This is a genomic window from Thermaerobacter nagasakiensis (assembly GCF_055396825.1).
The window spans coordinates 1,619,153-1,640,984 of record NZ_AP043740.1 but is presented as its reverse complement, the minus strand read 5'-3'; the positions used below and the strand labels follow the sequence as shown (position 1 = coordinate 1,640,984).

Annotated in this window: 16 protein-coding genes; 3 read left to right on the top strand and 13 right to left on the bottom strand. The window is 73.1% G+C overall.

All coding sequences use genetic code 11. The features are described from left to right. Positions 1–292 precede the first annotated feature (292 nt). The 7 genes from ACZ5T9_RS06945 to ACZ5T9_RS06915 form a co-directional block, all read right to left on the bottom strand. Positions 293–1,834, bottom strand: coding sequence for an acyl-CoA carboxylase subunit beta (locus ACZ5T9_RS06945; protein ID WP_006903755.1), 1,542 nt, complete (start codon positions 1,832–1,834; stop codon positions 293–295). Between the two features lie 39 nt (positions 1,835–1,873). After that, positions 1,874–2,086, bottom strand: coding sequence for an acetyl-CoA carboxylase biotin carboxyl carrier protein subunit (locus ACZ5T9_RS06940; RefSeq protein WP_006903754.1), 213 nt, complete (start codon positions 2,084–2,086; stop codon positions 1,874–1,876). Positions 2,087–2,178: 92 nt separating this feature from the next. Beyond that, positions 2,179–2,784 carry a 30S ribosomal protein S4 gene (gene rpsD / locus ACZ5T9_RS06935; RefSeq protein WP_464832368.1) on the bottom strand — a complete coding sequence of 202 codons (606 nt, stop codon included), beginning with the start codon at positions 2,782–2,784 and terminating at the stop codon, positions 2,179–2,181. Between the two features lie 85 nt (positions 2,785–2,869). Then, positions 2,870–4,678, bottom strand: a complete 1,809-nt coding sequence (locus tag ACZ5T9_RS06930; RefSeq protein ID WP_006903752.1) for a PLP-dependent aspartate aminotransferase family protein — start codon at positions 4,676–4,678, stop codon at positions 2,870–2,872. A 136-nt stretch (positions 4,679–4,814) separates the two neighbouring features. After that, the gene (gene folE / locus ACZ5T9_RS06925; protein WP_006903751.1) at positions 4,815–5,405 is read right to left on the bottom strand and encodes a GTP cyclohydrolase I FolE; all 591 of its coding nucleotides are present in this window, start codon (positions 5,403–5,405) and stop codon (positions 4,815–4,817) included. Between the two features lie 243 nt (positions 5,406–5,648). Continuing rightward, a complete protein-coding gene (locus ACZ5T9_RS06920) occupies positions 5,649–6,116 on the bottom strand; it encodes a CopD family protein (RefSeq protein ID WP_464832366.1) in 468 nt (155 codons plus the stop codon). Between the two features lie 197 nt (positions 6,117–6,313). Next, complete coding sequence (locus ACZ5T9_RS06915; RefSeq protein ID WP_464832365.1) at positions 6,314–6,868, bottom strand: hypothetical protein; 555 nt, start codon at positions 6,866–6,868, stop codon at positions 6,314–6,316. A 140-nt stretch (positions 6,869–7,008) separates the two neighbouring features. Here ACZ5T9_RS06915 and ACZ5T9_RS06910 point away from each other — a divergent pair, with 140 nt between their 5' ends. Further along, entirely contained in the window at positions 7,009–7,875 is an 867-nt protein-coding gene (locus ACZ5T9_RS06910; protein WP_464832363.1) for a thioredoxin family protein, read from the top strand. Between the two features lie 217 nt (positions 7,876–8,092). Here the strand turns inward: ACZ5T9_RS06910 and aceB are convergent, their stop codons facing one another. The 6 genes from aceB to ACZ5T9_RS06880 form a co-directional block, all read right to left on the bottom strand. Then, positions 8,093–9,688 carry a malate synthase A gene (gene aceB, locus ACZ5T9_RS06905; RefSeq protein ID WP_464832362.1) on the bottom strand — a complete coding sequence of 532 codons (1,596 nt, stop codon included), beginning with the start codon at positions 9,686–9,688 and terminating at the stop codon, positions 8,093–8,095. A 378-nt stretch (positions 9,689–10,066) separates the two neighbouring features. Beyond that, positions 10,067–11,539 carry an Nramp family divalent metal transporter gene (locus ACZ5T9_RS06900; protein WP_464832361.1) on the bottom strand — a complete coding sequence of 491 codons (1,473 nt, stop codon included), beginning with the start codon at positions 11,537–11,539 and terminating at the stop codon, positions 10,067–10,069. Positions 11,540–11,979: 440 nt separating this feature from the next. Next, on the bottom strand, positions 11,980–13,419 hold the full coding sequence (locus ACZ5T9_RS06895; protein ID WP_464832360.1) for an FAD-binding oxidoreductase: 1,440 nt from the start codon (positions 13,417–13,419) through the stop codon (positions 11,980–11,982). 76 nt (positions 13,420–13,495) lie between these two features. Next, a complete protein-coding gene (locus tag ACZ5T9_RS06890) occupies positions 13,496–14,899 on the bottom strand; it encodes a (Fe-S)-binding protein (RefSeq protein WP_464832359.1) in 1,404 nt (467 codons plus the stop codon). 61 nt (positions 14,900–14,960) lie between these two features. Next, positions 14,961–16,535: an FAD-binding oxidoreductase gene (locus tag ACZ5T9_RS06885; protein WP_464832358.1), complete on the bottom strand. Its 1,575-nt coding sequence runs from the start codon at positions 16,533–16,535 to the stop codon at positions 14,961–14,963. Then, positions 16,532–18,064: an FAD-binding oxidoreductase gene (locus ACZ5T9_RS06880; protein WP_464832357.1), complete on the bottom strand. Its 1,533-nt coding sequence runs from the start codon at positions 18,062–18,064 to the stop codon at positions 16,532–16,534. Before ACZ5T9_RS06880 ends, ACZ5T9_RS06885 begins: the two co-directional genes overlap by 4 nt. 242 nt (positions 18,065–18,306) lie before the next feature. On the opposite strand from ACZ5T9_RS06880, the gene ACZ5T9_RS06875 reads away from it, so the two are divergent. Next, the gene (locus ACZ5T9_RS06875) at positions 18,307–20,202 is read left to right on the top strand and encodes a glycerophosphodiester phosphodiesterase family protein (protein WP_464832356.1); all 1,896 of its coding nucleotides are present in this window, start codon (positions 18,307–18,309) and stop codon (positions 20,200–20,202) included. A gap of 245 nt (positions 20,203–20,447) precedes the next feature. Further along, complete coding sequence (locus ACZ5T9_RS06870) at positions 20,448–21,626, top strand: alpha-hydroxy-acid oxidizing protein (RefSeq protein WP_464832355.1); 1,179 nt, start codon at positions 20,448–20,450, stop codon at positions 21,624–21,626. Positions 21,627–21,832: the final 206 nt, after the last annotated feature.

The window sequence follows — 21,832 nt, the reverse complement described above, 5'->3', positions numbered from 1 at the left end:
CACCGTGGGTTTGCGCGGGTCCCGGCCTCTCGCCGGGCCCGTCCAGCTCCGCTCCGGGCCGGGACGTATCTTCCCATACAAACAGGGATACCGCCTGCCCCGGGCCGTTCCTGCCGGTGTCGAACGAAAGACAGGATTCGACACGCCGCCTGCAGGCGGCCTCCGCCCGGGCAGCCTACCGCGACGCGGGGCAACCGGCCCGGACACCGGGTCCAGCGGCCGGCAGGGGCAGCCGGCTCCGGGCTCCCGCTCCGACGCCGGGACGGCGCCGGCGGCTGCGGAGCCCCGCGGCTCAGACCGGGTGCACCGGGTTGTGGCGGGCGGGCCAATCCCGCCGGCGGTTCTCGTAGAGGGCGAAGCGCCGCACCAGTTCCTCGCGCAACCGGGCCGCCGGGATCACCTCGTCCACCACCAGGTCCGAGGCCATGCGGTAGATGTCGATGTCCCGGGCGTACTCCCGCCGCTTCTCGTCGATGAAGCGCTGGCGCTCCTCCCCCTCCAGCTGGGCGATGTGGTTGTAGTAGACGGCGTTCACCGCCGCCTCGGGTCCCATGACTGCGATCTGGGCCGTGGGCAGGGCCAGGCAGGCATCGGCGCCGAAGGCCGGGCCTGCCATCGCGTAGAGGCCGGCGCCGTAGGCCTTGCGCACGATGACCGAGATCTTGGGCACCTCGGCCTCGGAGACGGCGGCGATCATCTTGGCCCCGTGCCGGATGATGCCCTGCCGCTCCACCGCCGAGCCGATCATGAACCCCGGCACGTCGGCCAGGAACAGCAGGGGAATGTTGAAGGCGTTGCAGAGCCAGATGAAGCGGGCGGCCTTGTCGGCCGAGTCGACGAACAGCACGCCACCCCGCACCCTGGGCTGGTTCGCCACCACGCCCACGACCCGGCCGTCCAGGCGCGCCAGCCCGGTGATCAGCTCCGGTGCAAAGAGGCGCTTGATCTCGAAGAAGGAGCCCTCGTCCACCAGGCGGTCGATGAGCCGGTACATGTCGAAGGGCACGTTGGCGCTGGCCGGGATGATGCTGTCGATGGCCGGTCCCGGGGCGGGGGGCCGCGGCTCCGCCCGGGGTGGACGCTCCTCCCAGTGGCTCGGCATGTAGGAGAGATAGGCTTGGGCGGCGGCGATGGCCTCCTCTTCGCCGGCGACCAGCACGTCGCCGCAGCCCGAGACGGTGCAGTGCATCCGGGCGCCGCCCATCTCCTCCAGGGTCACCTTCTCGCCGATGACCATCTCCGCCATCCGCGGCGAGCCCAGGTACATGCTGGCGTTGCCTTCCACCATGATCACCAGGTCGCAGAAGGCGGGGATGTAGGCGCCGCCGGCCGCCGAGGGGCCGAAGAGCAGGCAGATCTGGGGCACCACGCCCGACATGCGCACCTGGTTGTAGAAGATGCGCCCCGCGCCCCGCCGGCCGGGGAACATCTCCACTTGGTCGGTGATGCGCGCCCCCGCGCTGTCCACCAGGTAGAGCATGGGGATGCGCTGGCGCAGCGCCTGTTCCTGAATGCGCAGGATCTTCTCCACGGTGCGGGCGCCCCAGGAACCCGCCTTCACCGTAGAATCGTTGGCCATGACGGCCACCGGCCGGCCGGCGATGCGGCCGATGCCGGTGATCACCCCGTCGGCGGGCAGATCCCCCGCCAGCACGTTGGCTAAGGTGGCATCCTCCACCAGGCTGTCCGGGTCCAGCAACCGCCTGAGCCGTTCCCGGGCGAAGAGCTTGCCCTGCTCCCGGTTCCTGGCGTGATAGCGTTCCGGGCCGCCGCGGCGCACGGCAGCCAGCCGCTCCAGCAGCTGCCGGTCCAGCTCGCCGGTGCCGCCGGTCAATGGACTCCCCTCCCGCGCTCGACCGTGGCCTTGGCTGCCTCAGGTGTCCAGCTCGATGAGCACGTCGCCCTGGTTGACAAAATCGCCCGGCTGCACGCGCACCGCCCGGACGGTGCCCCCGGCAGGGCTGGCCACGGGGATCTGCATCTTCATCGATTCCAGGATCACCACGTCCTGGCCGGCCTCCACCGCCTGGCCTTCCTGCACCAGGACCTCCTGGACGATCCCGGCCATTTCCGCTTGAATCTGCACCTGCCGTCCCCTCCCGCTGGCCCGGCCGCCATGGCCGGTGAACGTCCCGCGAAAAAGCAAGGCCGGTGCCCGGGCACCGGCCTTGCCGTGCGTCAGCGCGAGTAGAACTCGACGATGAGGGATTCCTCGATGTCGATGGGGATCTCGTCCCGGGCGGGCACCCGCAGCAGCGTGCCCTGGAACCTCTCGGGCTCGACGCTCAGGTAATCCGGCGCCCGCTGGGCGTTCTCCAGGCTCTCCTGGATCAGGGGGATCCGGCGGCTCTTCTCCCGCACGGCGATCACATCGCCGGGACGAACCTGGTAGGACGGGCGGTCCACCTTGCGGCCGTTCACCTGGATGTGGCCGTGGACCACCAGCTGGCGCGCCGCCCAGATGGTCGGCGCAAAACCCATCCGGTAGACCAGGTTGTCCAGCCGGGTCTCCAGCAGCTGCAGCAGCCGCTCCCCCGTGTTGCCCTTGGACCGCTGCGCCCGCTCGAAGTAGCGCCGGAACTGGCGCTCCAGCACCCCATACATGAAGCGAAGCTTTTGCTTCTCCAGCAAGCGGCGGCCGTACTCGCTGAGCTTCTGCCGCCGGCCCGGACCGTGCTGTCCGGGCGGATAGGGCCGCTTCAGGGCGGGGCACTTGGGCGACCCGCAGAGCGGCCGGCCCACACGCCGGCACATGGCGTGCTTGGGGCCCGTGTAGCGTGCCATCCAACCGACCTCCCGAGTTGCCAGCAGCCAAAGGCTATTTTATCCCATCCGACCGGTCTGGAAAGGGGCAATTTGCAGCCTTCCTTCAGGAGGTGCCGCGGAAGGTGGCCACGTGGCCGCGCCAGCGCTGGGCCTCCTTGTAGATGCAGCGGTTCATCACCACGGCGAGGCCGCCTTCGGCCGCAATGCGCGCCGCCTCCGGGCTCACCACGCCCTCCTGCAGCCAGAACACCCGGGCGCCGCGGGCCACCGCCTCCCGCGCCACCGCCGGCGCGTGTTCGGGCGCCCGGAACACCACCACCACGTCCACCGGGCCGGGCACCGAGGCCAGGTCGGGGTAGGCCCTCTCGCCCAGGATCTCGCTGGCCCGCGGGTTCACGGGCACGATCTTGTAACCCATGCGCTGCAGCTTGCGTGCCACCCGGTAGCTGGGCCGCCCCGGATCGGACGAGAGTCCCACCACCGCCACCACCCGGGCCCGGGGACCGCCGGGTTCGTCCACGGTGGCGCGGCCCACCACCTCGCGGATCACCCCTTCGTCGTTGAGCCGCAGGGTCGACACCGGGTCGCCGTCCCCCTGGGCCGGGGGCAATCCCGCGGCGGCCCGCAGGCCGCGGTCCAGGTCCGCCTGCAGGTCGGCCAGCCCCTCGATGCCCACCGACAGGCGCACCAGGTCGTCGGGCACGCCGGCGGCCAGCCGCTGTTCGGAAGTCAGCTGCTGGTGGGTGGTGGACGCCGGGTGGATCACCAGGGACTTGGTGTCCCCCACGTTGGCCAGGTGGGACCAGAGCGACAGGTTGTCGATGAACCGGCGACCCGCCTCCAGGCCGCCCTTGACGCCGAAGACGATCATGGAACCGTACCGCCCGGGCCGCAGGTACTTCTGCGCCAGGTGGTGGGTGGGGTGGTCCGGCAGGCCGGGATAGGCCACCCACGCCACAGCGGGGTGCTCCTTCAGCCACAGGGCCAGGGCCAGGGCGTTCTCGCAGTGGCGGTCCATGCGGACGTGCAGGGTCTCAAGCCCCTGCAGGAACAGCCAAGCGTTGAAGGGACTCAGGCAGGCGCCTACGTCGCGCAGCAGGTGGACGCGCAGCTTGGTGATGTAGGCCAGCGTGCCGAAGTCGTTCCAGTAGGAGATGCCGTGGTAGCCCGGATCGGGTTCCACCAGCCTGGGGAACTTGCCGTTCCCCCAGTCGAACCGGCCGGAATCCACCACCACCCCGCCGATGGAGGTGCCGTGGCCGCCGATCCACTTGGTGGCCGAGTGGACCACGATGTCGGCACCCCACTCGAAGGGCCGGCAAAGGTAGGGGGTGGCGAAGGTGTTGTCGACGATCAGCGGGATCCCGTGCTGGTGGGCGATCCGCGCCACGGCCTCCACGTCCAGCACGTCCAGCTTGGGGTTGCCGATGATCTCGGCGTAGATGCAGCGGGTGCGCTCGTTGATGGCCCGGCGGAAGTTCTCCGGGTCCGACGGGTCGACGAAGCGCACCGTGATCCCGAGGTCCTTGAAGGTGTTGGCGAACAGCTGGTAGGTGCCGCCGTAGAGGCTGGAGGAGGCCACCACCTCCTCGCCGGCGCGGGTGATGTTGGTGATGGCCAGCGTCGTCGCCGCCTGGCCGCTGGCCGTGGCCACGGCCGCCACGCCGCCCTCCAGGTAGGCCATGCGCTTCTCGAACACTTCCGTGGTCGGGTTGCTGATGCGGGTGTAGATGTTGCCGGGTTCGTCCAGGTTGAAGAGCTGGGCGGCGTGGTCGGTGTCCTGGAACACGAAGGACGTGGTCTGGTAGAGCGGCACGGCCCGCGAGCCCGTGGCGGGATCGGGCGCCTGGCCCGCATGCACCGCCAGGGTCTCGATGGAGTACTCGCGGAAGGGGTCGCGGCGGTCGGTCAAGGGGATCCCTCCTTGTCGATGGGCATTCCCGTTCCCCGCGCGGCCGCCGATTCCTGCCGGGACCCGGGGGCGGGCGCCGCCGCGGCCGCCGGCGGGACGAACCCGGCCCGGGCGCGCCCGTCCGGGGCTGGCGCCCTCAGGGCCGCAGGTCGCTGCGGATCAGGGCGAAGACCTCTTGACGGCTAGCCACGTTCTCCCGGAAGAGCCCCCGGACGGCGGAGGTGACGGCATAGGACCCGGGCTTCTGGATGCCCCGCATGGTCATGCACAGGTGTTCGGCTTCGATGACCACCACCACGCCCCGGGGGTTGAGGCGCTCTTCGATGGCATCGGCGATCTGGACCGTCAGCCGCTCCTGGAGCTGGGGGCGGCGGGACGCCACCTCCACCGCCCGCGCCAGCTTGCTCAGCCCCGTGATGCGGCCGTTGCGCGGCAGGTAGGCCACGTGGGCCCGGCCGTGGAAGGGCAGCAGGTGGTGCTCGCACATGGAGTAGAAGGGGATGTCCTTGACCAGGACCACCTCATCGTGGTCGGTCTCGAAGAACACGCTGAGCTCGTCGGCGGGATCGCGGCCGAGACCGCTGAACAGTTCCTGATAGGCCTCCGCCACCCGGCGCGGGGTGTCCACCAGCCCCTCGCGCCGGGGGTCCTCGCCCACCGCCTCGAGGATGTCGAGCACCGCGCGCTTGATCCGGTCCAGGTCGAATTCTTCAGCCCGTCGTGGCATGGGGCGTCCCCTTTCCTAGGCGAAGTCGGCACGGCCGGGCTCGTCCGACCCGGCCGCCGCGGTACGCCCCCATTGTAGCCCAACGGATGCCGGTCCCCGGCACCGGCGGCGCACCCCGGCCCGGGCGGCCCGTCCGGCCCGGCGCCGGCGGCCCGCGCCGCCTCCCGGAGCCGCCCGATCCCGGCGTCCCGCGGCGCCCCAGGCCAGGCCTTGACGGCTTGATGGCCGCGGCACGACGCCGCCTCAGCCGCCGTGGATGCGCGCCACACACCACAGCACCACGGCCCCCAGGCCGGCCTCCAGGGCCAGCAGCAGGACCAGCCAGCGGGCCGCCAGGGGAAAGCGCTCCATGCCCCGGGGATCCCGCAGCATGGCCGTCACCCCGAAGGCCAGGGCCGCCCCGGTGATCAGCATGCCTGCCGCCCCGGCCATCTTGGCCAGCAGCAGGCGCCCGTACAGGGTTCCGGGCAGCTGGGCCAGGGGCCAGGGCAGGGCCAGCACCCGGGCCATGCCGCTGGCGACCACCGCTGTGGCGGCCACGACGGCCACCCCGTGAAACCGGGCCACCAGCTGCAACCACAGGCGCCGGCGCAAGAGGGGCGGCTGGCCGGCCAGGACGGGCGCCACCACCAGCAGCTGGTAGAGGACGCTGCCCAGCCACAGCACGGCCCCCAGGTCGTGCGCCCAGACCCACCACGCCTTGGGCCCCATGGCGGGACATCCCCCCGCTGCACCTTACGAAGCGGGGGCGGGGGGTAGAACCCGGCGGGCCCGCGGGGGCCGGGCCCGGGCCGGGCCACCGGGCTTTGGGGGCCCACCCGGCTCCGGGTTCTGTTCCGCGGGCCTTCGGGGCGCCTGCGGCCCACCGGCCTGACGCAGCCTGCCGTCGCGGCAGTCCGGGGTCCTCGTCACGGCGCGGGATGTTCTGTGGTGGCCGCACCGCCTTCTCCGGCCTCTTCGGCCCGGGGAGGCCAGGGCCGGACCGCCAGTTCTTCCCGCTCGCCGTACCGGGCCAGGTCGATCCGCAGCACCGCCCGCCGGGCCTGCTCCTGCCCACCTTCCCCGTACCACTCCCGGACGAACTCATCCACCAGCGGGTCAATGTATACCTCCGCTGCCGGCACCGCCGGCTGGGGCGACCCGGCCGCCGCGCCTGCCGCCCGGGCAGCCGCCGGGCTCGCGGCACCGTCGCCCGCCGGGAGCGGCCCACGACCCGGGGCAAGACCGCGGTCGGATTCCCGGCCCGCGCCGGCGGGCCCGCCGCCGGGGACCGCCAGGGGCACCGTCACGGCCCGGAAATCACCGCTGGGCGGAGGCCCCAGGTGCACCTCGGGAGGCAGGTTCGGCGAACAGCAGCCCGAGACCAGGAACGCTTCCACGGTGAGGGTGTAGTTCAGTTCCGGCCGCCGCGCCAGCTCGCGCGCCGCAAAGGCCGCGGCCTTCGGCGTCAACTGGACGCGCACGCTGTCACCTCCCCAGGGAGCGGGGTCCTTTCGCCGGGCTCCGGGATCCCGCCCCGGCCCGGCCGGAGGCCCTCCTCCTTGTAGTACAATGTTTCCTGGTAGTCATGTCGATTGCTCGGGACGAAGGAGCGTGCAGGGCGATGGCGACTGCGACCCCATCTCTCACCCGGCCCGTGGAGATTCCCCGCGACCGTTTTGAGCAGGAGGTCCTGCAACACAAGGGGCAGGTCCTGGTGGAATTGTGGCGGCCCGGGAAGGACACGGAGTTCTTCACCCGGGCCCTGGCCGAACAGGCCCAGCGGCATCCCGAGGTCAAGCTGGTCCGGATCAACGTGGACGAGTACGGCGATCTGATCCAGGAATACCACCGGCGCCGGGCCATCAACCAGACCTACGACCTGGCCCACGTGCCGGGGGTCGCCCTCTTCCGCAACGGCAAGCTGATCACCACCATGAAGCCGCTGATCGTCAACTCCGACCCCGAACTGATCGCGTACAACGTCCGCCGGCAGCTGGACGTGTTTCTGGCCAAGTTCGTCGAGGACGTGAAGACGTCCGTCCCCACGGACGAGTCCGATGCGCCCGGGGGCGCTGCGGGGGGCGACGCGGGGGGCGCCGCCGGCGACAAGGACGCCAAGATCAAGGCCGCCCTGGAGAAGGCCGCCCGGCTCAAGGCCGAACGGGCGAAGCAGAAGGCCGCGGCCGGCGAAGGCGGGAGCGCCGGTAAGGCAGCGACCGCCCAGGGCGAAGGGGCCGGCGGCGACCAGGCGGGTCCGGCGGCCGCAGGGCGGCCGCGGGCTGCGGCCGCCGGCGACAGGGACGCGCGGGTGCAGGCGGCCCTGGAGAAGGCGGCCCGGCTCAAGGCGGAGCGGGCCAAGCAGCAAGCCGCGACCCCTGAGGCCCAGGGCGGTGCGGCCGCCGCGGGTGAGAAGCCCGCTGGGGAAGGCACCGCCGAGGCCGGCACGGCTGCACCGGCGGGGGATGCCGGAAGCGACAAGTCCTCCTGACGGGCCCGCTGGTCGCCCTGACGGGCCCGCCGGTCGCCCCGGGACGCCAGGGACGGGGCGACCGGGCGGGCAGCACCGATCACCTGCCGGCCGAGCCAACAGCGCCCGGGGCGGGGACCCGCCGGTCCCCGCCCCGGGCTTGTTCGTCCGGCGGTGTCCCCCGCAGGGCTTCCGCCGGGTCGCCCGCCCCATCCCGCCCGGCCGGTCCCGGCCGGGATCAGTCGATCCGCTCGTACGCCGGCAGGGTGAGGAACTCGATGAACTCGGGGCTCAGGGCCACCAGCTCGAAGAGCTCCCGGGCCTCGTCGAAACGTCCCCCGCGGAAGAACTCGTCCCCCACCGCCCGGCGGATGGCCTCCATCTCCTCATCCGCCACCTTCCGCACCAGCTCGGCGGTGATGGCGGGACCGCCGTCGATCCGCGCCCCGTGGCGGGTCCACTGCCAGACCTGGGCGCGGGCGATCTCGGCGGTGGCCGCGTCCTCCATCAGGTTGAAGATGGCCGCGGCGCCGTTGCCCCGCAGCCACGACGCCAGGTACTGGATGCCCACGCTGACGTTGTTGCGCAGGCCCTCCTCGGTGATGCGCCCGCCGGGGACCCGGACGTCCAGCAGGTCCTGCGCCGAGACCTGCACGTCGTCCCGCTGGCGTTCCACCTGGTTCGGCCGGGCGCCCAGGACCCCGTCGAAGACCTCCATGGCCACGGGCACCAGGTCGGGGTGGGCGACCCAGGTGCCGTCGAAGCCGTCCCCGGCCTCCCGAATCTTGTCTTCCCGCACCTTGGCCAGGGCCACCTCGTTGACCTGGGGGTCCTTGCGGCTGGGGATGAAGGCCGCCATGCCGCCGATGGCGTGGGCCCCGCGCCGGTGGCACGTCTTGACCAGCAGCTCGGTGTAGGCGCGCATGAAGGGCACCGTCATGGTCACCTGGGCCCGATCGGGCAGAAGGAAAGCGGGATCGTGGCGGAACTTCTTGATCACGCTGAAGATGTAGTCCCACCGCCCGGCATTGAGCCCGGCCGCATGATCCCGCAACTCGTAGAGGATCTCGTCCATCTCGAAGGCGGCCAGGATGGTCTCGATCAGCACCGTGGCCTTGATGGTGCCCCGGGGGATGCCCAGGGCGTCCTGGGCCAGGTTGAAAACGTCGTTCCAGAGCCGCGCCTCCAGGTGGCTTTCCAGCTTGGGCAGGTAGAAGTAGGGCCCCGTCCCCTTCTCCAAAAGGCGCCGGGCGTTGTGGAAGAAGTACAGGCCGAAGTCGAAGAGGCTGGCGGATACGGGCTCGCCGTCGACCAGGACGTGCTTCTCTTCCAGGTGCCAGCCCCGCGGGCGCACCACCAGGGTGGCCACCCGTTCGCCCAGGCGGTAGACCCGGCCGTCGGGGCTCGTGTACTCGATGGTCCCCGCCACGGCGTCGATCAGGTTGATCTGCCCCTGGATGCAATTGTCCCAGGTGGGCGTGTTGGCGTCTTCGAAGTCGGCCATGAAGACCCGGGCCCCGGAGTTCAAGGCGTTGATCATCATCTTGCGGTCGACGGGCCCGGTGATCTCCACCCGGCGGTCCTGCAGGTCGGCGGGCACCGGCGCCACCCGCCAGTCGCCTTCCCGGACGGCACGGGTCGACTCCAGGAAGCCGGGCCGGACCCCCGCTGCCAGCTCCAGCTGCCGCTCGGCGCGGCGCCGCAGCAGGTCCTTGCTTACGGGATTGAACTCCCGTTGCAGCCGTGCCACGAAGGCCAGCGCCTCCGGGGTCAGGACCTGGTCGTACCGCTCCCGGACTGGACCCCGCACTTCGATGCCGTCAAGGAATGCCATGCCCATACCTCCTTCTCGGTTCGCCGGCGACCCCGCCTCGCTCGCCGCCCTGCCCCATCCTCCCAGAGAGGGGCCTTCCATCCGGCCGGTCCGGGGGTTGCCGCCGGGCGCCCGGAGGCCGGGGCCCGGAGGCCCCGCCATCGGGTGCCGGGTTCGACCGGCTTGGCGGCAGGACCCGGCCGGGTGGTGGTTTTTGACATCGGCGCTTGTCTCCGCTTCGCGGCCGGTGACAGCCGTTCCTTCCCCCCGGCGCCAGGAGCCGCCCGCAGGGGGCAGGCGGCCGCCCCCGGGGGGTGAACGGCAGGGCGGCGGGGGAGGCGGCCATCCACCCGAGCGCCTCCCATCCGCCGAGCCCCTGCCGCCCGCCCCGCTCCCCCGTCAGCCGCCGAAGAGCTGCCGCAAGACCTGCTGGCCCGTCTGGTACACGAAGAAGGCGTAGAAGGCCGAGAGCAACACCAGGCCCAGGCGCGACGGCCAGCCGGGGCGCAACTCGGGCGGAAGCACCCGGGTGTTCAGCCACAGCAGCGTGAGTCCGCCGAGAACGAAGGCGACGCCGGCCATGTTGGCCACCAGCAGCACCAGGGTCAGGGGGTTGTACGCAAACAGGATGGCGAGCCACACGGTGATCACGGCCATGATGATGTAGTAGACGACCCGGATGTCGTTGCGGGTCCAGCGCCCCAGGCCGGCGGACCACAGGGTGTCCGTCAGGTGCCGCACCACGGCGTCGGTGGCGCTGATCTGGGTACCCCACAGGACCCAGAAGCCGATCAGCAGCACCCAGACCCAGCCGAGCCCGCCGATCACCTGCGAGACCGCATGGGCCTGGATGGCTGCGACGTCGTAGTTCCCCTTCAGGGGCGTGCCCGGCTCGATGAGGCCCACCGCCAGCAGCACGCAGAGGTACATGCCCAGCAGGCAACCCCCGCAGTAGAGGGTCCACTGCTCCCAGCGGCTGTACCGGAGCCACTCCCGGAACCGCGCCAGGCTCTCGGCCGTCAGGTCGAAGATCTTGCCGGTGGGCGAAACCTCCACCTTGCGCCCGCCCACCAGGGCCGGGATGTAACCCACCTGGCTTCCCATGCCCCAGCCGCGGACGCGCATCCAGTTGGAGGCGGCCATGTTCAGCACGCCGCCGGTGGCGGCGTAGGCGGCGAACCCGCCGATGAGGGCCCAGTCGACCCCGCCGCCGGACCCCGACGGCAGGTACCCGAACTGGAAGAACCCGGCCGCCACGCGGCCCCACCACTCCAGGGGCACAAGCCACAGGTCGAGGATGACCAGGCTGGTGAAGATGAAGGCCACGGCAAGGGTCGAAACCCGGGCCAGGGTCCGCTCGACCCGGGAGCCGAAGGCCATCACCAGCATGACCAGCAGCATGGCCAGGATCCCGTAGACCAGCACCAGGCCCCGATCCGCATCCGTGGGCAAGCGCCCCAGGTGCAGGGCGGCCAGGGCCGTGGCCGACGACGCCGCCCACCCGGGCGACACCGAGAGCAGGCAGATGAGCGCCCACACCGGCCCCCACACCCACCGGCCGGGCCAGAGGCGCATCAGGCCGGGAATGATGGACTCGCCGGTGGCCAGCGTGTAGCGCTGGCACTCCAGGTTGAACACCGTCTGCAGCACGGTGGCCACGGTGGCGATCCACAAGAGCGCCGGGCCGTACTGGATCACCGAGCGCGGGCCCAGGAGCCACTCGCCGCTGCCGATGGAGATGCTGATCAGGATGGCGCTGACCCCGATCATGCGGATGAAGTTTCGGAAGTTGAAGGGCGGCGGCGCCGGGAGCTCGCCGATCTCCATCGGCGGGCCGTAGCCCATGGGGACGGTACGAACAGCCTTCGCCACGGTTCACCCCTCCCTGGGCGGGGCATGCCGGTGCCTCAGGCACAGGGTTGCTGCCCCGCGCTGTGGTCCGCGGAGGCCGTCACCGGACGCGGCCGGTGGCCGGGCTCCGCATCTTGGGCCGCCGGCCCGTCCCCCAGCGGGCCGGCACGAGCCCTTGGAGGCCGGCACGAGCTATGCCGGCACGGTCCCGGTTCCTCTGGGTTTCCGCCCGCTCTGTACCTCCCGTTTCCGGTGCCGGGTCGCGCCCTGCCGGTCTCGGAACCCCTCAACCGGGCCCCCGGCGGCCAGAGGCACCTCCGCCCGGCGGGCACCGCCGCCCGGGGTACACCCTGCACTGCACCCGCCCGGCGGCCCGGCAACCAGCGCGCCTGCCGGCGGCGGCCGCCGGAGGAACCCGGCCCGGCATCCCCCCTTTCCCGGCATCACCCGCCTTCTCACCCCTATGCCTGGCCGGCGGGCGCCACCACCTTGCCGGGGTTGAGGATCCCCAGCGGATCCAGCATCGCCTTCAGCGAGCGCATCCAGTGGACGCCCTCCTCCCCGTGCTCGGCCACCAGGTACCGGATCTTGCCCATGCCGACCCCGTGCTCGCCGGTACAGGTGCCACCCCGCGCCAGGGCGTCTTCGACGATGCGCCGGTTGACGGCCTCGGCCCGGGCCACCTCCGCGGGGTCCTCGGGGTCGACCATGAAGGTGACATGGTAGTTGCCGTCGCCCACGTGCCCCAGGACGGCGGCTTCCAGGCCGTGTTCTTCCGCCACCTGGCGGGCGAAGCGGATGCTGGCGGGCAGCTGGGAGAGGGGAACGCAGACGTCGGTGGCCATCATGCGCCGGCCCGGAGCGGCCGCAGCGATGGCCAGGGCCGCCTGGTGGCGCGCCTCCCAGAGCTTTTCCCGGGCCGCCGGGTCCGTCTCGAAGGTGAAGTCCACGGCGTCCTCCAGGGCCGCCAGCTCCCGGGCCAGGGCCACCTCTTCCCGGACGGCCGCCTCGGTACCCGCGAACTCCAGAAACAGCGTGGGCCGCTCAGGGTAGGCGGTGCCCTTGTAGCCGTTGACCGCCCGGATGGTGGCGGCATCCACCAGTTCGACCCGGGCCACGGGCACGCCGGCCCGGATCAGGGCCACCGCCACCCGGGCCGCCGCCTCCACGTCGGGGAAGCTGGCCCGGGCAGCCAGCACGAACTCGGGCAGCGGGTAGATGCGCAGGATGGCTTCCGTCACCACCCCCAGGGTGCCTTCGGACCCCACGAAGAGGGCGGTCAGGTTGTATCCGGCCGAGGACTTCACCGCCCGGCTCCCCGTGCGGAGGACCCGGCCCCCGGCCAGCACCACCTCCAGACCCAGCACCTGGTGCTTCATGGCCCCGTACCGGACGGCGCTGGTCCCGCTGGCGTTGTTGGCGATCATGCCGCCGATGGTGGCGTCGGCGCCCGGATCCACGGGGAAGAACAGGCCTTCCCGGGCCAGGCGCTGGTTGAGCCGCGACCGGGTGATGCCCGGCTGGACCCGGACCAGGAAGTCCTCGGGCCGCACCTCCAGGATGGCGTCCATCCGGGTGAGATCCAGGCTGATGCCCCCGGCCAGGGGCACGGTGTGGCCCTCCAGGCTGCTGCCCACGCCGAAGGGCACCACCGCCACCCGGTGGCGGGCGGCCCATTCCAGGACCGCCTGGACGTCGGCCGTGGATTCGGGATAGACCACGGCGTCGGGCAAGTGGGGCGGGTGGTAGCTGAAGTCGCGGCTGTGGTGCTCGCGGGCTGCCCGGCCGGTGGTGACCTTGCGCGGGTCCCCGAGCCGGGCACGGAGCTCCTCCAGCTGCTCCGGGCCGGGCCGGTTCAGCGGAGGCTGTGACGACGGTTGCGACGCGGGGGAGTCGAACACGCCCCATCCTCCCTTCTCGTGCTCACCGGCCGGGAAGGCTTGCCGCCGGCCGCCGGTCCCGGGGGCCGGGACCGCCTTACGGTGCCGCCGGGAGGGCCTGGTACGCTTCGGCCAGCAACTGGACCGTATGGACCACCGGCACCGGGAGGCCCGCCTGTTCCAGCCCCTGGCGGATCTGCACCAGGCAGCCGATGTTCCCCGTGGCCACGGCTGCGGCACCGCTGCGGCGGATGCTGGCCACCTTGCGCTCCTGCAGGACCCGGGCCACCTCCGGGTGCTCCAGGTTGTAGGTGCCGGCGGAGCCGCAGCAGAGGTCGGGTTCGTCCAGCTCCACCAGCTCCAGGTTGGGGATGGCCGCCAGCAGGCGGCGGGGGGCCGTGCGGATCCCCTGGCCGTGGGCCAGGTGGCAGGCGTCGTGATAGGCCACCCGGAGGGCGGCCGGCAGGGGGCCCGGTTCCCGGGGCCCCAGCTCGTCGAGGAACTCGGCCACGTCCCGGACCCGGGCGGCCAGGCGGCGGGCGGCCTCCTCCTCGGGGTGCCCGGCGAAGAGGTGGCCGTACTCCTTCATGGCCGAGCCGCAACCGGCGGCATTGACCACGACGGCATCGATGTCCGCGGGAAAGGCCCGCAGGTTGACGGCGGCCAGGCGCCGGGCCTGCTCCAGCTCGCCGGCGTGCATGGGCAGGGCCCCGCAACAGCCCTGGGCGGGTGGAACCACCACCTCCACCCCGTTGGCGGCCAGCACCTGGGCGGTGGCCCGGTTGATCTCCGGTGCCAGCACCTGCTGCACGCAGCCCGCCAGCAAGACGACCCGGGCCCGCCGGGGCCCGCGGGCCGGGATCACCGGCGGCAGCGGATCCGGCGGAGGCACGCGGGGCGGGGTGAGGGCCACAACGGCAGCCAGTTGCCGGGCCAGCTCCCCGCCCCGGGAACGGGCCGGACTTTCTCCGGCGGGCTCGCCGGGTTCTTCCCCGGGTGCGACCGGAACCTCCTGCGGGGCCTCCCCCTCCGCCCGCTTCCCCGGCCTTGCCCGGCCCTCCAGCCAGGCGGCCAGCAGGGGCCGGGCGGCGGTCGCCAGCGCCAGCGCCCGGCGGAAGCGGCGGGGATGGGTCAGGGTGGCCAGCAAGGCCTGCCGCAGCCGGCGCTGCATCCAGGGGCGAGGAGCCTGTTCCTCCCGCAGGGCGCGGAAGGGGGTCAAAAGCTGGCCGTACTGGACCCCCGACGGGCAGGCGCTGACGCAGGCCAGGCACCCCAGGCACCGGTCCACGTGCTCGCTCACGCTGCCCGCCAGGGGGAGGTGGCCTTCCAAGGCTTCCTTCATCAGGTAGATCCGGCCCCGGGGCGAGTCCATCTCCTCGCCCAGCACCAGATAGGTGGGGCAGGCGCTCAGGCAGAAGCCGCAGTGGACGCAGGCATCGACGGCTGCCGCCATGGCCGGCCCGGCCGGTCCCAGTTGCTCCACGGGAATCTGGTGCTGCAACGGTCTGCCCCCCTCTTGCCGCAACCCGCGCCATGTCCCGAACCGGCCGCCGCCGGGAAGGTCAGCCCGGGGGGCTTCCCGCCGGCGGTTCCGCCCAGGGGAGGTCCAGAAAGCGCCCGTGGGGATCGAACACCTGCTTGAGGGCTCGGGCCACCGCCGTTCCTGCCGGCGGCACGGCGAAGGCGGGCGGCGGCTGGCTGGCCCAGCCGCGGCCCCGCCAGCAGAGGACCGGGATGCCGAGGCCGGCCAGTTCGGCCAGGAGCCGGGTCCGCTCGCCGGCGCCGGGCGCCTGCGGGAACAGGGCCCAGGCCGCCGTCCCCGCCTGGGTGTGCAGGACCACGGCCCCGTGCCGGCGCAGCAGGGCGTCAAGGGCCGGCAGCAAGCCGGGCCGGGAATACAGCCGCAGCAGGTCGGGCCCCCGGCGGGATCCCTCGGAACCGCCCGCCTCCGGTGACCGCCCCGGTCCCGCGGCGCCGGCGGCCGGTACAGCGGGTGCGGCCGGTGCCGGTCCGGCAACCGGTGCCCGCCTGGCCTCCGGTGCCGGCCCGGCCGCCGGTACCGGCGGACCGGGGTCGTCCTCGGCGGCGGTCCAGGCCAGTTCCCGCAGCCTTTGCCACAGCCGCTCTTCCGGCTCCCCCTGCAAGATCTCGGCCTGGCGGGCCGCGGCGGCTCCGCCCACCACCGCCACCACCCGGTCGACCCAGGCGGCGAGGATGGCGGCCGGCCCGCCCACCCGCACCAGCAGGGTATAGGCCTCGCCGAAGCCCTCCAGGCCCGCAGGAGCACCGTCCGCGCCTGCACCGGCCTTTCGCATCATCACGCCGGGACCGGCCACCTCCAGGGCGTGGGGCTCCAGCGGCGAGCGGTAGACGGCCGCCAGGGCCGTCGCCGCTTCCTCCGCCGAGGGGAAGGCGAAGCAGGCCGTGGCGAAGGCCTCGGGCCGGGGGAACACCTTGAAGGTGAGCTCCGCCAGGATGCCGAAACGTCCCAGGCTGCCACACAGGAACTTGGGGAGGTCGTAGCCGGCGGCGTTCTTCACCACCCGCCCGCCGCCGCGGGCCACCTGGCCCCGGCCGTCCACCAGGGTCACGCCGAGCACGAAGTCCCGCACGCCGCCGTAGCGCATCCGGCAGGGACCCGAAACGCCCGTGGCCACGGTCCCGCCCAGGGTCGCTCCCGCGCGCACCAGCAGCGGGTCGAAGGGCAGGTACTGGCCGTGCCGGGCCAGAAGCTCCTCGAGCACCGCCACCCGCGTTCCCGCGCGGGCCGTGACGGTAAACTCCGCCGGGTCGTAGTCCACCACCCCCGCCAGGCCCGTGGTGTCGACCACCAGGACGCCCGCGGGGCCCCGGCCGCCTTCCGGGCTCTGGTGCCGGTCGCCGGCCGGGCCGCCGAGCCCCTGCGCCGCCGGGACCGGCTGCCCGGCCGGACCTGGGCCCTCGGGGCCTGGGAAGGCGGGCAACCCGGGCGAGCTCTGGTCCTCGTCAGCTGGAAACGCCGGCTGGCCAGCCTTGGTCCCGCCGCCCCGGGGGAACACCCGGGCCGCCTCCCGCACCAGGGCCGCCAGCTCCTCCAGGGTGGACGGCCGCGCCACCGGCCCGCCCGCAGGCGCCGCAGCGGGAAGGGGCTCGCTCACCGAACATCCCTCCCCCGGCCCGCGGGCCCGGGCACCGCAGGCGGCTCGACCAGGGGCCCTGCCCCCGCGGGCACCACCACCCCCGCCTGCCCCCAGGCCGCCGGCTCTCCCGCCGGGATGCCGGCCGGCGGAGCCGGCTCGTCGGGGAAGACCTTGCCCCGGTTGGCCAGTTCCAGAGGGTCGAAGGTGCGGCGAATGCGGCGCATCAGGTCCAGGGTCACGGGGTCGAACAGGCGGGGCAGGAAGCGGCGCTTCTCCAGCCCCACCCCGTGCTCGCCGGTGATGGAGCCGCCCAGCTCGATGCAGGTCTCGATGATGGCCGCCGCCAGCTCCTCGGCCCGCTCCACGGTCTCGGGGGAGCGGTCGTCGAAGAGGATCAAGGGGTGGAGGTTGCCGTCGCCGGCATGGAAGACGTTGGCCACCCGGAAGCCGTGGCGGGCGGCCAGCTCCTCGATCCGGGCCAGGGCCTCGCCCAGGCGGGTGCGGGGCACCACGCCGTCCTGCACCAGGTAGCCCAGGCTGATGTGGCCGACGGCGGAGAAGGCACTCTTGCGCCCCTTCCAGAGGCGCTGCCGCTCGGCTTCGTCCTCGGCCAGCCGCACTTCCGTCGGCCCGGACGCGGCGATGACCTCCATGAGGCGGCGGAAGTCGGCCTCCACCTCGCCGGCGGGCCCGTCCAGCTCCACGATCAGCAGGGCGCCGGCCTGGCGGGGGTAGCCGGCGCCCACCGCCGCCTCGGCCGCGTCCATGGCCAGCCGGTCCATGATCTCCATGGCGGCGGGCAGCAGCCCCGCCTTCACCACGGCGCCGACGGCGTCGCCCGCCTGGTCCAGGCGGCGGTACGCGGCCAGCACCGTGCGCACCGCTTCCGGCCGCGGCAGCAGCCGGACCGTCACCTCCACCACCACCCCGAACTGGCCCTCGGCGCCGGTGAACAGCCCCGGCAGGTCGGGACCGGCCACGTCCAGGCTGCTGCCGCCGATGGTCACCGTCTCGCCGGTAGCCAGCACCACCTTCATGCCCAGCACGTGGTTGGCGGTCATGCCGTACTTCAGGCAGTGGGCCCCGCCGGAATTGAAGGACACGTTGCCGCCGATGGTGCAGATCACCTGGCTGGAGGGATCGGGGGCGTAGTAGAGGCCGTAGGGTGCGGCGGCCCGGCTGATCTGCAGGTTGACCACGCCGGGTTCCACCACCGCCAGGCGGTCGGCGGGATCCAGGTGGAGGATGCGGTTCATCCGGTTCAGGGCGATGACGATCCCGCCGGGGACGGGCACGGCACCCCCCGAGAGGCTGGTGCCGCTGCCCCGGGCCACGAAGGGAACGCCGTAATCCCGGCAGAGGCGCACCGTGGCTTCCACCTGCTCCCGCCGGGTGGGCAGGACCACCGCCACCGGCCGGGCCCGGAACACCGTCAGGCCGTCGCACTCGTACGCCGCCAGCTGGGCCGGATCGGTATGCAGCGACCCCGGCGGGTAGATCCGGCTCAGGGCCGTGAGAAAGGAACCCGTCTCCGCCTCCGCCGCCATGGCGATCCCCCCGGTTGCTCCCCCAGCGCCGGTCATGGGGCCTCGGGCCCCGCCTCACCCTGCCGTCATGACGGGATGTCCGGACCGGATTCCGGATTCTTGTGCGGGAAGGTACTGGGATTCTTATTCACGACGCGCAGCCAAGTTCCTGGTTCCGTGAGCCGCCGGTAGGAACCGGGTCCGGCGGGCGCGAAATGTGCCCCATCCTACCCAAACCGTTGCGCCGGAACGGAGGCGGTGCGGTGTTCGACGGCAGCGGGGTCCTCTGGTTCCAGCAGGCGGCCCACCCGGTGCTGGACGCCGTGGCCCGGATCTTCACCTACCTGGGCAGCGAGTACTTCTACATGCTGATCCTGCCGCTGTGGTACTGGTGCGCCGACCGGCGGCGCGGCCACCAGCTGGCGTTCCTGTTCCTGGTTTCCATGTGGTTGAACGGCCTGCTCAAGGACGTGGCGAACATGCCCCGCCCGTCGGCCCTGCTGGACGGGGTGCAGGTGCTGGTGCGGGAGAGCAGCAACGGCTTCCCGTCAGGCCACGCCCAGGGTGCCATGACGGTGTTCGGGTACCTGTTCGCGGAATACCCGGTGGGCTGGTGGCGGGCCCTCTGCGCGGTGCTCATCGTGCTCATCGCCTTCTCGCGGCCGTACCTGGGCGTGCACTACCTGGGCGACACCCTGGGCGGGCTGCTGATCGGCCTGGCGGTGCTCGTCCTTTTCCGGTGGGGCTTCGCCCGAGGCCTGGGGGGAGCCTGGCCCCGGCGGCGAAAGCTCCTGCTGGCGCTGGTGGTGCCGGTCATCCTTTTGCCCCTCTATGGCGAATCCGTCGCCTACCAGACCCTGGGTTTCCTCATGGGCTTTCTGGCCGGCGACCTCTACGCCATGCAGGCCCTGCCCTACTCCACGCCGGCGCGGCCTGCCGTGGCCGCGGCCCGCCTGGGCGTGGGGCTGGCGGGGTTTGCCGTCCTCTACGTCCTGCATGGCGCGCTGATTCCCAACGGGCTGCCGGAACTGCCGGGCTATGCGCTGCTGGGCCTGTGGGTCACGGCGGGAGCGCCGTGGCTCTTCCGGCGGCTGGGCCTGGCCGGAGGAGGGCCCGGAACGGCCGGCGAGACGCCCGCGGCGGAGGGCCTGGTGGTGCCTGGTGGAACCGGGTCCGCCGCCCTGGCCGGCGCCCGCATCCAGCCCGCGGCGGCAGGCCCGGCCGCCGGCGCCGCCGCCCTGGCGGCGCCGGTTCGTCCCCTGCTGCGTCTGGCGGCGGGGTTCCTGGCCGCCACCGCGCTGGGCGCCGCCCTGGCCCAGCCTCCCCTTGACCGGGCCCAATACGGCCCCATGGCGGGCGAGCCGGCCCGCCGCCCGGTGCCCCTGGTCATCGCCCACCGCGGCGGCGACCAGCGGCCGGAAAACACCCTGGAGAGCTTCCGGTACGCCGCCGCCCTGGGCGCGGACTGGATCGAGCTGGACGTCCACCGCATCCGCGACGGGTCGCTGGTCGTCCTCCACGACGAGACGGTGGACCGGACCACCAGCGGCAGCGGGGACGTCCACGCCATGACGCTGGCCGAGGTCAAGGCGCTCGATGCCGGGTACTGGTGGACCCCCGACGGGGGGCGGACCTACCCGTATCGCGGCCGGGGCCTGACCGTCCCCACGCTGGAAGAGGTCCTTCAGGCCCTGCCCGGCCAGCGACTCCTCATCGAGCTCAAGGACGACGATCTGCAGCTGGCCGAGGCGGTGGCCCGGGTTCTGGAGGCGCACGGCGCCACGGACCGGGTCATGGTGGCCTCCTTCCACGACCGGACCCTCCAGCACTTCCGCCAGGTGGCTCCTCGGGTTCCCACCAGCCTGGCCAGCGGCGAAGCCCTGCGCTTCGTCATCCTGCAGCGGCTGGGGCTCACGCCCTACCACCGGCCGGCGGGCGTCGCCCTGCAGGTGCCCGAATACCACGGGATCCTCAGGGTCTTCTCCGGGGGCCTGGTGCGACTCGCCCACGACCGCGGGGTGGAAGTCCACACCTGGACCGTCAACGACCCGCGCAAGATGGAGCAGATGTTCCTGGCCGGGGTCGACGGCATCGTCACCGACCGGCCCGATCTGGCCCTCCGGGTCCGGGCCAGCCTGTTCCCCACCTCCCGCCGCTAGAGCTTCCGGCGGGGCGCGGCGGCCGGTCCGGGCATCCGGGGTTCGGGGCCGGACCCGGTGCAGCCGGTGGCCGGGGTGCCGGCACGGGCCGGCTCCGCGCCGGCCGCCGCTCCCTGGCCCGCCCCGTCGCGGTGGGGGGACGGCCTGGTACCAGGGGGTGGCGCGGGGGTGCCCCGCGGGGGAAACCCGCCGGTGGCGGTCTGCCGGTGCGGGCCAGCCCCGCCGCGGCGAAAGGAGTGACGCGCATGAGCAGCCTTCCCTCATCCCAGGGGAACTTCGGCCTGCAAGCCCAGGTGGAGATCTACCTGTCGGCGGGGCAGGCCCAGCGGCTTCCGGTGAGCGTCGACCGGTGGCGGGAACGGGCCCGGGCCGTGCTGCCCGACGGACCCTGGTGGTACGTGGAGGGCGGAGCGGGCGGCGGGGCCACCATGGCCGCCAACCGCCAGGCCTTCGACCGCTGGCGCCTGCGGCCGCGGATGCTGCGGGACGTGGCCCAGCGGGATCTTTCCACCGAACTCCTGGGCCGCCGCCTGCCGGCACCGGTGCTGCTGGTGCCTGTGGGCGTACTCTCGGTGGTCCACGGCGAGGCGGAGCGGGCGCCCGCCCGGGCCGCGGCCCGGCTGGGCCTTCCCTTCATCGCCAGCACGGTCTCCTCCGTCACCCTGGAGGGCATCGCCGAGGCCATGGGCGACGGGCCGCGCTGGTTCCAGCTCTACCCGGCCCGGGACCGGGAGATCATGGCCAGCCTGATCCGGCGGGCCGAAGCGGCGGGCTACGAGGCGCTGGTGGTCACCGTCGACACCACCATGCTGGGCTGGCGGGAGCACGACCTGGAGAACGCCTACCTCCCCTTCCTGCTGGGGGAGGGGATCGCCAACTACCTGTCGGACCCGGCCTTCCGGGCCCGCCTGCCCCGGCCGCCGGAAGAGGACCGGGAGGGGGCCATCCTGCAGTTCCTCCAGGTCTTCGTCAACCCGTCCTTCACCTGGGACGAGCTGGCCTTCATTCGAGGCCAGACCCGCCTGCCGGTCCTCATCAAGGGGATCACCCACCCCGGCGACGCCCGCCAGGCGGTGGAGCACGGGGTGCAGGGGATCATCGTCTCCAACCACGGCGGCCGGCAGGTGGACGGGGCCGTGGCCGCCCTGGACGCCCTGCCCGAGGTGGTGGAGGCGGTGGCCGGCCGGGTTCCCGTCCTGTTCGACAGCGGCATCCGGCGCGGGGCGGACGTCCTCAAGGCCCTGGCCCTGGGGGCCCGGGCGGTGCTGGTCGGCCGGCCCTACGTCTATGCCCTGGCCGCCGCCGGGGAAGCGGGGGTGGCCCGGCTGCTGCGGCACCTGCTGGCCGATCTGGACCTGACCATGGGCCTTTGCGGCGTCCGCTCCGTGGCCGAGATCGACGGGAGCCTGGTGACCCGGGTGTGACGAACCGGCCGGGTGCGGCGTCAGGCCACGCTCCCCCCGAAGGCAAGCGGCGGGAGCGCCCCCCCTGGCCCGGAGCGACCGGTCCCGAGCCGGTCGCGGGCCGGCAGGCTCCAGACCGGAACCGGTCCGGGGCCCGGGAGGGCGGTGCAGCCGGCCCAGGCAAGAGCTGGGGCGGCGGAACGCCACCTTGCCGGTCCACGGCCGGG

Coding starts and splice junctions, on each gene's coding strand:
- folE (WP_006903751.1), bottom strand. CDS start 5,405: ATGCCACGACGGGCTGAAGAATTCGACCTGGACCGGATCAAGCGCGCG.
- ACZ5T9_RS06880 (WP_464832357.1), bottom strand. CDS start 18,064: ATGGCGGCGGAGGCGGAGACGGGTTCCTTTCTCACGGCCCTGAGCCGG.
- ACZ5T9_RS06920 (WP_464832366.1), bottom strand. CDS start 6,116: ATGGGGCCCAAGGCGTGGTGGGTCTGGGCGCACGACCTGGGGGCCGTG.
- aceB (WP_464832362.1), bottom strand. CDS start 9,688: ATGGCATTCCTTGACGGCATCGAAGTGCGGGGTCCAGTCCGGGAGCGG.
- rpsD (WP_464832368.1), bottom strand. CDS start 2,784: ATGGCACGCTACACGGGCCCCAAGCACGCCATGTGCCGGCGTGTGGGC.
- ACZ5T9_RS06870 (WP_464832355.1), top strand. CDS start 20,448: ATGAGCAGCCTTCCCTCATCCCAGGGGAACTTCGGCCTGCAAGCCCAG.
- ACZ5T9_RS06910 (WP_464832363.1), top strand. CDS start 7,009: ATGGCGACTGCGACCCCATCTCTCACCCGGCCCGTGGAGATTCCCCGC.